A 14,279-nucleotide genomic window follows, 5' to 3' on the forward strand; every position below is an offset into this window, starting at 1 on the left:
CTCGGGATGGCGCAGACGCAGGCCGAATCGGCGGTGATGGCGAGTACCGCCGCCAAGTTCGATCAGGTCAACGGCGCGTTGCAGCTGATGCTGAGCACGCTGATGTCCGAGCTGTCGGAGCTCGGCGGATCCTGGCGAGGGCTCGGCGCGACCGCGTTCGAGCAGGTCAAGACGCAATATGCGGCGGACCTGCAGAGCCTCAACAACGCGCTCGCCGAGACCGCCGAGTCGATCCGGGCGTCCGGGGCGGGCTACCACGCCACCGATGCGGACGCTGCCACCCGTGTCGCCCGCACGGGCGGCAGGTTCACCCTGCCGCTCTGAGTACCGCCGATCCGACCCCTGCCGCTCTGACTCTCTCGGAGGATTTTCGTGAACGACGGAGTTCTGCTCGTCAACTTCGGTGCCCTGCACCAGGCCGGCCTCGACATCGACAAAGCCCTCGGCACCCTCCGGTCCCAGCTCGATCAGCTCGAACGGGATGCCGCGCCACTGGTGGAGACGTGGGCCGGCGAGGCGCGTGAGGCGTATGCGCAGCGGCAGGCCACCTGGCGGGCCGCCTCGACGGATCTGGAGAACATCCTGCGCCAGATCAGGGTCGCGGTGGACGAGTCGGCGGCCGATTACGTGGCGACGGAGCGGGCGGCTACCCGGCGATTCCAATGAGCCGGTGCCGAATTACCCGTTCGGGCGCCGCAATTGGTCCGATCCGGGTGGTTTGAGGTCGCCCGTTCGCGTACTGGTCCGGGTGGTTGACACGGCTACCATCGGTTGTTGGATCATTGCGCCTGGCGATCGGAGCGCGCGTACCGGCTCGGCGCGGCCGCATGCCGGTCGCTGCCGGATACAACTCGGCTGTCAGCGCACCGCCGCCCATTGTCATTGCGGTCTGGCCTTGTAGGTTTATACGCGTTGAGATGGATCCGTCGCACGCGTGTGGGGAGAGGTGGACGTGTCCGAGTGGGAACCGGCTACGGACGCCGAGGTCGCGATGCGCGATGCGTTGCGCACCGACGACCAGGAGTCCTATTTCCGCATTCTCGCCGGTGTCGACCTTCTGTTACCGGTGTCGGCCGACGCGTTGGCGGGTCTCGCGCCGCTGGGCTGGGGCACTTGGAGCACCGGTGGTCGCACCCATGTGCTGGCGTTCACCTCGCAGGAGGCGCTGCACGCCTGCCTGTCGGACTACACCGGCGCGTCGCGGCGGGTGCCGTATTCCGAGCTGGCGAACACCTGGCCCAACCTGGAGTGGTGGCTGGCGGTCAACCCCGGTTTGCCGATCGAGGGATACCTGCCGGCCTGGTTCGTCGCCCAGCTCGCCCGCGGTGATCTGCGGCTCCCGACCCGGGGCCCGGGCCGGGAGGTGCACGGTACCTCCAAGATCCAGGAGATCGGCGCGGCCGCGCTCGCGGCCAAGCGAGCCGGTGACGGCCCCGGTGGGCCCACCTATGAGACTTCGGCGCCGGCGGCAGCCGCGTCGGGCTATCCGGCATATCCGGCCGGTTCCTCCGGCACCCCCGGTGCTCCGGCTGGACCGATCGGCGCGCCCGGTGTTCCGGGCGCGCCCGCGTCTGTGCCCGGAGTTGCCGGTGGTGGTCCTCAGCCGCCGCAGCCCGCGACCACGTCGGCCGGCCTGCCGCAGCGCGGCGCGCCGCAGCCCGCCGGACCGGCCCCGTCGGACCCGGCCGGGACGCCCACTTCGGGTGGCGCACCGCAGTTCGGTGCGGCCCCACTGACCCCGCCGGCCCCGCCCGGTGGTGCGGCTCCGGGCCAGCCGAGCGGGCTGCCGGTGCGTCCGGCGAGCCTGCCGACCCGATCGACCACACCGTCCGGGCTGCCGGTGCGTACCCCGGCCGGCGCCGACCCGTCGGCTCAGCCGCCGGCCTCGCCGTCCGGTCCGGTCCCGGCGGGTTATCAGCCGGCGGCCGTGCCCCGCGACTTCCCCGGTTCCCCCGCTGCCCCGGCCGGCCCCCGCGAGGTCCCGGGCTCGCCCGCCGGGCCTGGGGGCCTGCCGATGCGCGGCGTGTCGGGCAGTGGCATGGCCACGCCGGGCTGGAACTCGGAGTCGGTGCCCTTCGGGCCGGAGAACGATCCGCGCGGACCCCTGCAGGACCCGAAAGCGCCGCTGCCGGTGCGCACCCCGATGGCGAACACTCCGCCGATTCCCGAGCACGTCACGCCCTATGACCCGGCCGAGGCGCAGGTCGATCCGAGCTGGGCGGCGATCGGCGGCACCCGGGCGCCGGACCCCAGCCCGGTCCGTCCCGGAGCCGGCCCGCTGCCTTCCCGCGGCGGCCCCGACCCGTCGGGTGCCGGCCCGTTGCCTTCTCGCGGCGGCCCCGACCTGTCGTCGGGTGCTGGTCCGTTGCCTTCTCGCGGGGGCTCCGACCTGTCGTCCGGTGCCGGCCCACTGCCTTCCCGCGGGGGTTCCGACCTGCCTCGGCGGCAGCCCGGGCAGACTGCCGGGCCCGCGCAGACCACGTCGTTCTCCGGGTTCACCAATCCCCGGACCAACCCGGCTCCGGCTGCTGCGGCTCCGAGCTTCCCGCAGGGTCCCGCCTCACCGCAGGCGGCAGCCGCGCAGACCGGTCCTCCGGCCGGTCAGTCCGGCGGACCGGGCAACGGGCTGCCCCGCCGCCAGGTGACTCCGCCGTCGGAGCGCCCGTCGTCGATGGCCGCCGCCGCGCAGGCGCTCACCGGTGGGCACACCCCGGCCCCGGATCCCGCACTCGCGCAGCGTGAGGTGCCGCCGGCCGTGGACCGGTTCGGCCCGTCCGGTCCGGCTCCGGCTCTGTCGCGCGCCGACGTCGGTGACCGCCCCGCGCCGGCCGGCCGGTCCGGGCTGCTGCCGCCGGTCATTCCCGGTGCTTCCGGCGCTGACCGGGGTGCACAGGGCTACGGCTCCGGTGCTCCGGCGCCCGGCTACAGCCAGTCGGCCTCCGGGTTCGGCTCCGGCGCTTCCGCGCCCGGGGTCGGTCCGTCCGGTCCGGGCGCGCCCGGTTCCGGGTCCGTTCCTTCCGGTACGCCGGGCTACGGCTCGACCCCGTCCCATGCTCCCGGCTCGGGTGCTGCGCCGGCTCACCCGGTTTCCGGTGCCGCGGCCCCGGGCAGCCCGGTCTCCGGTGCCGCTGCTCCCGGTCGACCGGTCTCCGGTGCTGCCGCTCCGGGGTACCCGACTTCTGGCGCCGCTGCTCCGGGTCAGCCGGTCTCCGGTGCTGCCGCGCCGGGCTACCCGGTTTCCGGTGCTGCCGCTCCGGGTCGGCCCGTCTCCGGTGCCGCCGCTCCGGGATACCCGACCTCTGGTGCTGCCGCTCCGGGTCAGCCGATCTCCGGTGCTGCTGCCCCGGGTCAGCCGACTTCCGGTGCGGCCGCGCCTGGTAGCCCCGCTTCGGCTTACCCGGCTTCGGGGAGCCCGGCGGCCGTTTCCGGCATGTCGCCCGCCAGCCCGGCAGCCGTCTCGGAAAGCACGGCCGTCGCCGGCAGCCTGGCCGCTCCGGGAAGCCCAGCCACTCCTGGCAGCCCGGCTGCTCCGGGTAGTCCGGCCGCTGCTGGCAGCCCGGCCAGTCTTGGCAGCCCGGCCGCTCTTGGCAGCCCGGCCGCTGCTGGCAGTCCGGTCGCTGCGGGAAGCTCCGCCCCGGGCTACGGCTCCCCGGCCAGCACGCCGTCCGGCTACGGGCCGTCGGCGTATGCGCCAGCGGCACCCGGCTACGCCGTGCCGGCGGTGCCCGCCCCGGGACCCACCTTCGGCATGCCGCCGCAGGGCAGCCCCGCTTCGGCGTACGCGAGTCAGGCGTTCGTCACTCAGGTCATCCCGACCACCAAGGTGGCCGCCGCGACCGCGCCGACCTCTGGGACCTCCGGGCTCGGTGTGGCCGGCTCGGCGACCGGCGGTGGTTCCGGTCCGGGGCCCGACGACCGGGACCACCGGAACTTCGTCCCGGCCAACGACACCGAGCGGGAGCTGCAGGAGGCGGCGGACGCCGGAAACACCGACGTCTTCCTCTCCACGCTGCTGCTGGCGAACGTGCTGGTCCCGGTGGCCCACCACTCCCGCCCGGGGAGCGCGCCCGGCGAGTCCGGCTTCGCGTTCCAGCCGGAGGAGATCGGTGGCGAGAAGTTCCTGATCGTCTTCACCAGCAAGGACCGGCTCTCCGAGCACTACGGCGAGCCGACCCGTACGGTGGGCGTCCGGTTCTACGAGCTGATCCGCAACTGGCCCGATCCGAACTGGTCGTTCGCCGTCAACCCGGGTACTCCGGTCGGCGCGAAATACCCGGGTCCTCAGATCATCGCGCTGGCCAACTGGGCCACCGAGGCAGGTCTCGGCGCCGACCCGATCGAGACGCCGGCGGCCGAGGAGGCGGGTGCTCCGGTGCCGGCGCCGGACCCGGTCAGCGACGAGGCCCAGCACGCCACGGTGATGCAGAAGACGATCGTCGCCGACCAGGTCGACTACTACCTGGACCGGGGGTACGACCGGGTGGCCGGGTTCGTGCACCGGGCGTCCGAGGTCGAGCACCTGCGGACCCCGGCCGAGCTGTTCGGCGCGCTCGGGCTCTACTACGACTCGTCGCCGTTCCAGCCGGACGCCAAGGAGGCGTTCGTGCTGCGCTGGCCGGCCTTCCGGCCCAGCCTGTACCGGATCCCCTACGGTGGGCAGAACGAGCAGGCGCTGCGCGCGATGGACGGCTGGGTGATCGAGCGGCCGCCGTTCCGGGGCAACGGGTTCGCGCCGGGCGAGGGCCGTGACGTGATCGCGGAGTTCAAGGTGGACAGTGTGCGGCTCCCGCACGGCGCCCAGCTGTGGCGCCTCGACGCGGACGGCAACGAGCGCATGTTGGCGATCTTCGACGCGGATGGGCCGCTCTGGCGCCGGGTGGGTGAGCAGTGATGCGCGACGGTTACGTGGTGACCTGGCAGGGCCAGGAGTACGACGCGGTGCCGGACGGCGATCGGGTGCGGATCTACTCGACCCGGCCGGCCGACGGCTTCACCGAGGTCAAGCCCGGGCGGTACGTGCGGGTGCTGCAGCCGGACGAGTACGAGGAGATCGCCTACGTCCGGACCCTGTGCACCTGGCGTGGTGAGCCGTTCATCGTGCTGGCCGAGGCGGACACCTGGCTGCGGCTGGAGTACACCGGCGGCCGTGCCCCGGTGGCCCGGCAGCTCGGCCTGGAGGAGTTCGACTACGGCGTCTACCAGGGCTGGGCCCCGGCCGCCGAGGTCCACGACCGCTACGAGCACCGGGTCTGACCCGGCCGGAGCGCAGCGTCGCTCAGGGCCGGAAGCTGGTCGAGCGGGCCGAGGCACCGGCCAGGACGGGAAGCTGGTCGGGGCGGGCCGGAGCGTCAGCCAGGACGCGAAGCTGGTCGGGGGCGGCCGGAACGTCGGCCAGGAGCGGAAGCTCTTCAGTGGCGGGCCGGAGCGTCGGTCAGGACCCGGGCGCCCCGCCAGGAGCGGAAAGCGGATCTGGTCAGGCCGGGGTCTTCAGCCAGCGGAGGATCTCGCCGGTGACGAAGTCCGGCGCCTCCTGGTGGATGAAGTGCCCGGCGCCGGGCAGCAGGCGCCACTCGTAGGGCGCGGTCACGTAACGGCCGGAGCCCTGGGCGGTGCGCGGCAGGATCGCCCTGTCCAGCGAACCGTGCAACTGCAGGGTGGGCATGCTCAGCGGTTTCTGCATCAGCTTGACGAACCGGTAGCCCTGCAACCGCAGCGCGCTGCGCGCCACCCAGCGGTAGGCCTCCAGGGCACAGAACGACGCCTGCGGGATCTGCATCGCCTGCCGGCAGCGGTACGAGTAGTCGGCGAACTCCGGTGTGGCCGCCCACTCCGGACTGCTCCAATGCTCCATCAGTTCACCGATCAGGGCGGCGTCGTCGCGGGTGAGCACATGCTCGTACCGGGGAACCTGGAATTTGAGGATGGTGGCGGAAGCCGCGAACTGACCGCGAGGATCGGCGAACAGCGCGGCCCGCAGCCGCAGCGGGTGGGCCGCCCCGAGCACCACCAGGCGGTTGACCAGCTTGGGGTGGAAGGCCGCGGCGGCCCAGCCGACCATCCCGCCGGCCCCGGCACCGACGATCGTGGCGGACCGCTCGCCGAGCGCGCGGATCAGGCCGGTGACGTCGGCGGCCATGGTGTAGCCGTCGTAGCCACGCGGCGGTTTGTCGCTCAGCCCGTAACCACGCAGGTCGATGGCAGCGGCGCGGAAGCCGGCATCGGCGACCCGGGTCATGATGTCGTGCCAGGCCCACCAGAACTCGGGGAAGCCGTGCAGGAAGAGGACGAGTGGGCCGGTGCCGGCCTCCACGACGTGGAACCGGCTGCCGTTGGCGCCGACGAAACGGTGGGTCCACGGGCCCTCCGCCATTACCACCGACTCGTCCATGCGGCCAGCCTATGCTCCGCTGTCACGACCGGCGCGAGGCACTCGTGAACCCAGCCGGGATCATCCGATAGGTTCGGCCGCGGTCATCGCCATCAGCTGGCCCGGCCCGCAGTAGATCTTCAGCATCGTGGTGGTCAGCTTGACCTTGACCCGGCCTCCGGTGGTCAGGGTGATGCCGTCGGTGGAGTGCAGGGCGAACTGTGTGCCGTTGTCAGCGGTGAAGCCGTAGCAGGGCCCGGAGCCGCCGCGGGTGACCACTCCGAGGACCCAGCCGGTGTTCGGCACGGTGTCGGTGGGGTTCTTGGGCGGCTTGACCGGCCGGGTGAGGGTCGGCAGGGCGGCCGGACCGCTGGTGCCGGCCGACGGGCTGGACGGCCTGGCCGAGGCGCCGGAGGTCGCCGGCCCCGATTCGGGAGACGACGGTGCCGTGGACGCGGCGGAGGCGGCCTGAGACGGTGCCGCGGAGGCGGCCGGTCCGGCCGACGACGAGGCCCCGCATCCGGCGGCGAGTGCCCCGGTGGCGACGGCGATGCCGATCCGGATCGTGTGGTGACTGCGCATCAGCCCATCCTCAAGGTGTGGAGCGTCGACGGTGGGACGAATCGCGGCGCGGATCGGTTCCCGGGAGAAAAGGGCGACGCCCGGGGCGTAGGGACCCCGGGCGCCGCTGTGGTGCGGGTCGGATCAGGAGACCGCCACCGTCATCGAGGTGCCGATCTGGCTCTTCACGGCGATCTTGACGCCGACCGCCGGCAGCTTGACGCCGTGGTTGGGCAGCTCGTCGTAGAAGTACTTGTCCTTGTCGTTGAAGACCGGGTTGCCCCACTGCGGGTAGACCAGCGAAGGCTTGCCGGCCTGGTGCAGCAGCATGCCGTCGGTCGGGAACAGACCGAACGGGGCGTCGTAGATCTGCACCCGCACGCGCCACGGGTTGCCGTCTGGAGCCTTGAACGGCTTCGGGTGCGCGTCGATGTAGAGGTTACGACCCTGGCCGGGGTGAGCCGGCGTGTTGTTGTCCGCCTGCGAGGTGTCCCAGTACGAGATCAGCAGGCCGGGCTGGTAGTTGTAGTGCTCCACGTAGTCCGGCTTGTCGGCGAACCCGAAGTTGTACGGCCCGGTCGCCAGGTACTTGTCGAACGAGGTGTAGCTGCGGTAACCGGCGATGTAGTAGTGCTGGTACTTGCGCACCACAGTGGAGCCGATCACGGTGAAGCCGTTCAGCGTCCAGGTGCTGGTGCCCTCGGCACCCTCGGTCGACACCGTGGCGCCGTCCGCGGTGACGGTGAGCTCGTCACCGAAGAAGCCGCCCTTGTTGGTGCCGCTGTCCGAGACGTAACGCGCCCGCAGGGTGATCTTCTTGCCGGCGTACGCGTCCAGCGGGACGTTGATGTCCAGCCACTTGCCGCCGCTCGTACCGGTCAGGCCGGGGTTCTTGCCGCCGTCGCGGGGGAACGCCGCGCCGGCCACCGTGCCGTCCAGCTTCGTCCAGGTCGTGCCGCCGTCGGCGGACGCCTCGAAGTACTGGTAGTCGTACCCGGACTCGATGTTGAAGCGGCCCTTCAGGGTGAGCGCCGCCGTCGTCTTGCCGGTCAGGTCGACCGTCTGGGTCATCGAGTTGTTCAGGTTGTCGGCGTTGCCGGAGTAGAACTGCTTGGCCCCGGCGAAGGGCGCGCCCATGTCGAACGTGACCGGCTTCTCCGGCAGGTTGACGACGACGGCCTGCTTCTTCTTGGTGTTGTACTCCTCGGGACCGAGCTTGACGGTCGCCTTCTGGCCGGCGTCGACCGACTGGTAGTTCAGCCAGCCGAGCTGCAGCTTGTTCCAGGCGCCCATGTCGCCCGGCCGGGTGCCGAGGGCCTGGTCGCCCTTGGCGTTGAGCCGGCTCTGCGCCATCAGGGTCCAGAACTCGTTCGGGTTGTCACCCGGGTGCATGCCGTCGGTGTTGTAGTCGTCCGGCAGGCCGAGGTCGTGGGTGTACTCGTGCGCGAAGACGCTGAGGCCACCGTTCTCCGGTTGGATGGTGTAGTCACCGATCCAGATGCCGGTGTTGCCGATCTGGGTGCCACCGAGCCGGTTGGTGGACGGGCCGGTGTAGCCGATGTCGTTGTTGTACGCGTACCACCGGTGGCTCCAGATCGCGTCCTCACCCAGGCTCGGGTCACCGTCGGCCTGGTCGCCGCCGGCGTGGACGATCTGGAAGTGGTCGATGTAGCCGTCCGGCTCGTTGAAGTTGCCGTCACCGTCGAAGTCGTACCTGTCGTACTGGTCGAACGACTTCATGTCGGCGGCGATCTGGGCGTCCGTGCGGCCGGCCTTCTGCTGGTCGGCGACCCAGGCGTTGGCGGCGTCGCGGACCAGTGCCCAGGTGTTGTTGCAGCTGCTGTCGTGGCAGACCGCCGGGTCGTTGGCCGGGTTGGTGGTGTCGTCGTCCTCCACCGGGTCGTTGGAGCGGCCGTAGCGCGCCTCGTTGTACGGCACCTTCACCCAGTCCGTGACCTCACCGTCGACGCTGTAGCGCCCGGACGACTGCGTCTCGAAGTAGGTCTTCAGCGACTCGGTGCCGGCACCGGTGCCGAAGTACATCTGACGGAAGTGGTCAGCGTTGTAGTCGGCCTGCCAGATCGTCGAGTTGTCGACCTTGCGGTCCGGCTTCGGGATCTGGTTGTGCAGCGGACCGTCGAACCGCGTCGGTCCCGCGGTGTCCGGGTTGGTGTCCTTGTCCGGGTAGGCCGGGTCACGCTTGTCACCGAACTCGGCCAGGATCACGAAGATCCGGTCGGTGCGCTCACGGCTCAGCTCGACGTACTGGTTCTGGCCGATACGGCCCAGCGGCCCGCGACCAGCCGGAGCCCGGCCCATGTTGACGACCCTGCTGCCGTTCCGGTTCTCGATCGACGCCTTGCCGCTGACGACGTCGGAGACCGCCTGCTCGCGCAGGTCCCGGCGCTTGTCTTCGAGCGGGTTGGGCAGATCGTCGACGAGTACGGCATCGGGCTTGGCCGACTGCCCGGCATCCGCTGGTGGGACCGCGAGGGCAGCGGCTGGGAAGGAGACCCCGACGCTGGTGACCATCGCGGCGCCAAGCAGTCCTGCGACCACCTTGCGCACTGCATACCTCCGTTGTGCGGCCGACCGCTGGGTGCAGCGACCAGGCGTAAACGGCCCCGGGTTTCGGGACTGCTTTTGAACGTAGGTAAATCAGTAGATGGACGGGAGTAAAGATCAAAATCGATAGTTGAGTGTTACGTGTTATGCCGACGCCATAACATCGGCGTCGGCACAACAGTCGTAACGGACAATATGGACGGTTAGCGCAGTCGGTTGCCGAACACGTAATTCGCTACGGAGTCACCGGTTGACAGGCCGTAATCGGCGTCCCAGCGGTAGTGGACGCCCAGCCAGAGCCGGCTCAGCGCGTCCTCCTGCGCGGCCGCGCTGAAGCTGGTGAACGTACGCGTCACGCCCGACGCGTGGATGTCCTCGGTCGTCGCGGTGAAGGTCGCGGCGTCCGTACCGTAATAGCGCTTCATGACGCCGGCCCAGGCGCCGGCGAAGGTCGCGTGCCCGGAGATGTACGCCGGGAACGGCGGTGAGAAGTGGTTGCCGGCAGCGTCGGCGGAGAGTGGCGTCCAGGCCGGCGACGGTGTCGTCAGCGCGTTGTTGTCGCTCTGCGATTCCTCGATCGCGCTGTCCGGCCGCCAGAGGTCGATGATGGTGTCGAACTTGGCATCCCAGGCCGCGATGGCGGAGTCGGCCATCGCCATCGAGAGCAGCGCGAACAGCTTGATGCGGTTGCTGCCCGGGTTGGCCTTCGAGTACTCCTGCGTGATCTTGAGGAGCTGGCCCGGCGGCTTGTAGGTGCCGTCCACGTCGTTGGCCCAGAAGTACGCGGCCGTCGTCTGGTCGGCGGTGCGCTGGTCCGGCGTCGCGGTCGCCGATCCGGCGGCCTTGACCTCGTTGACCTGGTCGGCGTAGGCCTTGCTGGTCAGCAGGGCGCTCATGCTGCTGAAGCCGCCCGGCAGCGGCGGACGGAACTGCGTGCTGGTGCCGATGCCGAACGGCTTGACCGAGCCCCAGTTCGGGGAGACCGCCGCCTTGCCCTCGGTGGGCCGCCACTGACCGGCCACGTTGCTCTGCGGGGAGTACGCGGTGGTGTTGTTCGACCCGTCGTTCGCCCGTGCGTTGATCACGTTCTGCGCCGCGGTGAGGCCGAGCTGGCTGCTGAACCCGTCCGGGCCCGGCTCGCCGTTGAAGCAGCTCTTCGCCGCGGTGCTCTGGTATCCGGAGAGGTCGAAGGACGGGAAGGCGTTGTGCAGCGCCGTCGTCGCCGCCGCGTCGAAGTTCGAGGTGGGGATGTACGTCGCGTTGTCGGTCTTGGCGACCTTGGCGATGTACGGCGTGCCCGGCGTGCCGAGCGAGATGTCGGTGTCGTACATGGCCAGGTACATCATCGCGGCGGCGCGGGTGAGCCGGGTCGGTGCGCCGGCCTCACCGGTCTGCTTCCGGAAGATGGTCAGCAGGACGTCGGTCCAGTAGTCGACGTGCGAGTCGCACGGCGGTACGGCGATGGCGTATGCCGGAGTGGGCGACACGACAGCCGCCACGCCACTGATGGAGAGCGCCGCGGCGGCCGAAGCCACCAGGGATCGCATCTTGATACTTCGCAAGGTTCCTCCCCCGAGAAGCCGGCTGGGATCTCCGCCGGCCCGAGGAAGATGATCGATGACCTTGGATCACTGCGACATGGCGAAGCGGCACTTGGCCGGAAGCTGCACGCGGCTCACACCCAGCCGCGGCGAGCGGCGGTGATGCCGAGGGTCATCCGGTTCGTCGCGCCGAGCATCTCCTCCAGCAGTTCGAAATGCCGGCGCACCCAGCGCACGCTGCGGCCCAGGCTGCGGGCGATCGCCTCGTCCTTGAGGCCGGCCGCGGCCAGGCGCAGGATCTGCTGCTGCGCCGCGCTGGGCGCCTCCATGGGCAGCGGGCCGGCCGCGTCCGGGACCGGCAGGGCACGCCGCCACAGCAGGTCGAAGAGGCGGTCCAGGGAGTCCCGCAACCCCTCGTCGCGAATCAGCAGGGAGGCGTCGCCGGTCAGCCGTACCAGGGCCGCGCTCTCCGTCACCAGCATCGGCGAGGGCAGGTCGGGCAGCACCGCGAACGCCATGCCGCCGGCCGCGGCGATCTCGACGGTCTCCCGGGACTCGGCGTCCTCCAGATGCGCGGGGGAGATCAGCCGCCGCTGGGACACCGAGGCTGGGACATCGGTCCGGGCCAGCAGGCCCAGAGGGTAGCCGTAGACGCCGTGGCACTGCCGGCGGGCCGCGGTCATCAGGTCGTGCGCCGCCGTCATCACGGCCTCCGCGTCGGGCAGCACCCGAATGTTCGCGGTCTGCTCCGCCAGCTCGGTGGGATAGTGCTGTTCCAGCAGCTCCAGCTCGGCGTACCGTTCGGCGAGCCGGCGCTGGGCGCGGGCGACCTGCCGTTGCTCCTGGTTCAGCAGGCGCCGCATCGCGACCACCGGGGAGACCGCGAAGACCCGCGGGGACGGCCCCGGCAGCTCCCAGACGAGTCCGTGGACGATCAGCTCCTGCAGTGCCGCGGACCGCTCGCGTAGCTCGTCGAGGGGCCGGCCACCGGCCCCGACCAGGTCCGCGTAGAGATGGCGGCCATCGTCGCTCAACAGGTCCACCAGCATCGAGATCATCCCAGCGGACATTAACATTTGTTAATTGATCGCGAACCGGGCGAGACCGGTGACGTTCGCTACGTCACCGGTCTCGGAAGGTGTGCTGGGGTGGGTCAGTCGTCTGACTTGCCCGTCTTCAGACCGGAACTGATCAGGTCCATGACTGCCGAGTCCTGGAGCGTCGTGACGTCGCCCAGCGACCGGTTCTCGGCAACGTCACGCAGCAGCCGCCGCATGATCTTGCCGGACCGGGTCTTCGGCAGCTCGGGGACCAGCATGATCTGCCGCGGCTTGGCGATCGGGCCGAGCGTCTTGGCCACGTGGTTGCGCAGCTCCTTGATCAGCTCCTCGCCGGCGTCACCGTCGGTCGCCACGTTGCCGCGCGGGATGGTGAACGCGACGATCGCCTGACCGGTCGTCGGATCGGTAGCGCCGACCACCGCGGCCTCGGCCACCGCCGGGTGCGAGACCAGCGCCGACTCCACCTCGGTGGTGGAGATGTTGTGACCGGAGACGAGCATGACGTCGTCCACCCGGCCGAGCAGCCAGAGCGCGCCGTCCTGGTCCTTCTTCGCGCCGTCGCCGGCGAAGTAGATCCACTTGTCGCCGTTACCGGCGCCCGCGCCGAACCGGGACCAGTACGTGTCGATGAACCGCTGGTCGTCGCCCCAGATGGTGCGCAGCATGGACGGCCACGGCTCGGTCAGCACCAGGAAGCCACCGCCGCCGTTCGGCACCGGGGTGGCGGTGTCGTCGACGACGTCGGCGTTCACCCCGGGCAGTGCGGTCATCGCCGAGCCGGGCTTGGTGGCGGTCACGCCGGGCAGCGGCGAGATCATCACGGCGCCGGTCTCGGTCTGCCACCAGGTGTCGACGATCGGGGTGCGCTCACGGCCGACGTGCTCCCGGTACCACATCCAGGCCTCGGGGTTGATCGGCTCGCCGACGCTGCCCAGCACGCGCAGCGAGGACAGGTCGTACTTCGCGGGGATGTCGTCGCCCCACTTCATCATGGTGCGGATCAGCGTCGGCGCGGTGTAGAGGATCGACACCTTGTACTTGTCGACGATCTGCCAGAACCGGCCGCGGTCCGGGGTGTCCGGGGTGCCCTCGTACATCACCTGGGTGGCGCCGTTGGAGAGCGGGCCGTAAACGATGTAGGAGTGGCCGGTCACCCAGCCGATGTCGGCGGTGCACCAGTAGACGTCGGACTCCGGCTTCAGGTCGAAGACCGCGTTGTGCGTGTACGACGTCTGGGTCAGGTAGCCGCCGGTGGTGTGCAGGATGCCCTTCGGCTTACCGGTGGTGCCGGAGGTGTAGAGGATGAAGAGCGGCTGCTCCGAGTCGAACGGCTGCGCCTGGTGCTCCGGGCTGGCCCGCTCGACCGTCTCGTGCCACCACTTGTCCTTCTCCGTCCAGGCGACTTCCTGCCCGGTACGGCGGACCACCAGCACGTGCTCGATGCTCGCGCAGCGGGCCACCGCCTCGTCCACCGTCGGCTTCAGCGCGGACGGCTTGCCCCGCCGGTACCCACCGTCGGCGGTGATCACCACCTTGGCGTCGGCGTCCTCGATCCGGGTCGCCAGGGCCTCCACCGAGAAGCCGCCGAACACCACGCTGTGCGTGGCGCCGATCCGGGCGCAGGCCAGCATCGCGACCGCGGCCTCCGGGATCATCGGCAGGTAGATCGCGACCCGGTCGCCGGCCACCACGCCGAGCTCGGTCAGCGTGTTCGCCGCCTGCGAGACCAGCTTCAGGAGGTCGGCGTAGGTGACGGTACGCGTGTCGCCGGGCTCGCCCTCCCAGTGGATCGCGACGCGGTCGCCGTTGCCGGCCTCGACGTGCCGGTCCACGCAGTTGTACGCGACGTTCAGCTCGCCGCCGACGAACCACTTGGCGAACGGCGGGTTCGACCAGTCCAGAACCTGGTCCCAGGACTTCGTCCAGGACAGGCGCTCGGCCTGGCGCTCCCAGTAGGCGAGCCGGTCGGAAGCGGCTTCCTCGTACGCCTCGGCCTTGACGTTGGCGGCGGCCGCCAGGTCAGCGGGCGGCGGGAACTGCCGCGTCTCCGAGGACAAATTCTCCAGTGTCTCGCTCATGAGGGCGGCTCCTCTGCCGTGACCGGGGTCTCTTTGTTGCACACTAGTTCTGGACCGGCGCGCTGACGAAAGTTGGTGCGTCGATGCGCAGTCCTGCGCGAATCTT

General features: G+C 70.6%; 10 protein-coding genes. 4 read left to right on the forward strand and 6 right to left on the reverse strand.

Annotated features, from left to right (window positions below; translation table 11 throughout):
- Window positions 1–6 precede the first annotated feature (6 nt).
- The 4 genes from Actob_RS01290 to Actob_RS01305 all read left to right on the forward strand — a co-directional run bounded on the left by Actob_RS01290 (window position 7) and on the right by Actob_RS01305 (window position 5,253).
- On the forward strand, window positions 7–324 hold the full coding sequence (locus tag Actob_RS01290; RefSeq protein WP_284918090.1) for a WXG100 family type VII secretion target: 318 nt from the start codon (window positions 7–9) through the stop codon (window positions 322–324).
- Window positions 325–372: 48 nt separating this feature from the next.
- Entirely contained in the window at window positions 373–666 is a 294-nt protein-coding gene (locus tag Actob_RS01295; RefSeq protein ID WP_284918091.1) for a WXG100 family type VII secretion target, read from the forward strand.
- 286 nt (window positions 667–952) lie between these two features.
- A complete protein-coding gene (locus Actob_RS01300; RefSeq protein WP_284918092.1) occupies window positions 953–4,891 on the forward strand; it encodes an SseB family protein in 3,939 nt (1,312 codons plus the stop codon).
- Window positions 4,888–5,253 (forward strand): hypothetical protein, encoded by a 366-nt coding sequence (locus tag Actob_RS01305; protein ID WP_284918093.1) that lies wholly within the window; start codon window positions 4,888–4,890, stop codon window positions 5,251–5,253. The genes Actob_RS01300 and Actob_RS01305 overlap by 4 nt, the downstream gene beginning before the upstream one ends.
- A gap of 220 nt (window positions 5,254–5,473) precedes the next feature.
- On the opposite strand, the gene Actob_RS01310 is transcribed toward Actob_RS01305, so the two are convergent.
- From Actob_RS01310 to acs, 6 genes are all read right to left on the reverse strand, one after another.
- Window positions 5,474–6,388, reverse strand: coding sequence for an alpha/beta fold hydrolase (locus Actob_RS01310; protein ID WP_284918094.1), 915 nt, complete (start codon window positions 6,386–6,388; stop codon window positions 5,474–5,476).
- Between the two features lie 60 nt (window positions 6,389–6,448).
- The gene (locus Actob_RS01315; RefSeq protein ID WP_284918095.1) at window positions 6,449–6,949 is read right to left on the reverse strand and encodes a hypothetical protein; all 501 of its coding nucleotides are present in this window, start codon (window positions 6,947–6,949) and stop codon (window positions 6,449–6,451) included.
- A 123-nt stretch (window positions 6,950–7,072) separates the two neighbouring features.
- Window positions 7,073–9,496: an immune inhibitor A domain-containing protein gene (locus tag Actob_RS01320; protein ID WP_284918096.1), complete on the reverse strand. Its 2,424-nt coding sequence runs from the start codon at window positions 9,494–9,496 to the stop codon at window positions 7,073–7,075.
- 200 nt (window positions 9,497–9,696) lie between these two features.
- A complete protein-coding gene (locus tag Actob_RS01325) occupies window positions 9,697–11,055 on the reverse strand; it encodes a vanadium-dependent haloperoxidase (RefSeq protein ID WP_284918097.1) in 1,359 nt (452 codons plus the stop codon).
- A gap of 113 nt (window positions 11,056–11,168) precedes the next feature.
- On the reverse strand, window positions 11,169–12,104 hold the full coding sequence (locus Actob_RS01330; protein WP_284918098.1) for a helix-turn-helix domain-containing protein: 936 nt from the start codon (window positions 12,102–12,104) through the stop codon (window positions 11,169–11,171).
- Window positions 12,105–12,187: 83 nt separating this feature from the next.
- Window positions 12,188–14,173 (reverse strand): acetate--CoA ligase, encoded by a 1,986-nt coding sequence (acs, locus tag Actob_RS01335; RefSeq protein ID WP_284918099.1) that lies wholly within the window; start codon window positions 14,171–14,173, stop codon window positions 12,188–12,190.
- Between the last annotated feature and the right edge of the window lie 106 nt (window positions 14,174–14,279).

Source organism: Actinoplanes oblitus, from assembly GCF_030252345.1.
GTDB lineage: Bacteria > Actinomycetota > Actinomycetes > Mycobacteriales > Micromonosporaceae > Actinoplanes > Actinoplanes oblitus.

Coding starts and splice junctions, on each gene's coding strand:
- Actob_RS01290 (WP_284918090.1), top strand. CDS start 7: ATGGCGCAGACGCAGGCCGAATCGGCGGTGATGGCGAGTACCGCCGCC.
- Actob_RS01310 (WP_284918094.1), bottom strand. CDS start 6,388: ATGGACGAGTCGGTGGTAATGGCGGAGGGCCCGTGGACCCACCGTTTC.
- Actob_RS01315 (WP_284918095.1), bottom strand. CDS start 6,949: ATGCGCAGTCACCACACGATCCGGATCGGCATCGCCGTCGCCACCGGG.
- Actob_RS01330 (WP_284918098.1), bottom strand. CDS start 12,104: ATGTCCGCTGGGATGATCTCGATGCTGGTGGACCTGTTGAGCGACGAT.
- acs (WP_284918099.1), bottom strand. CDS start 14,173: ATGAGCGAGACACTGGAGAATTTGTCCTCGGAGACGCGGCAGTTCCCG.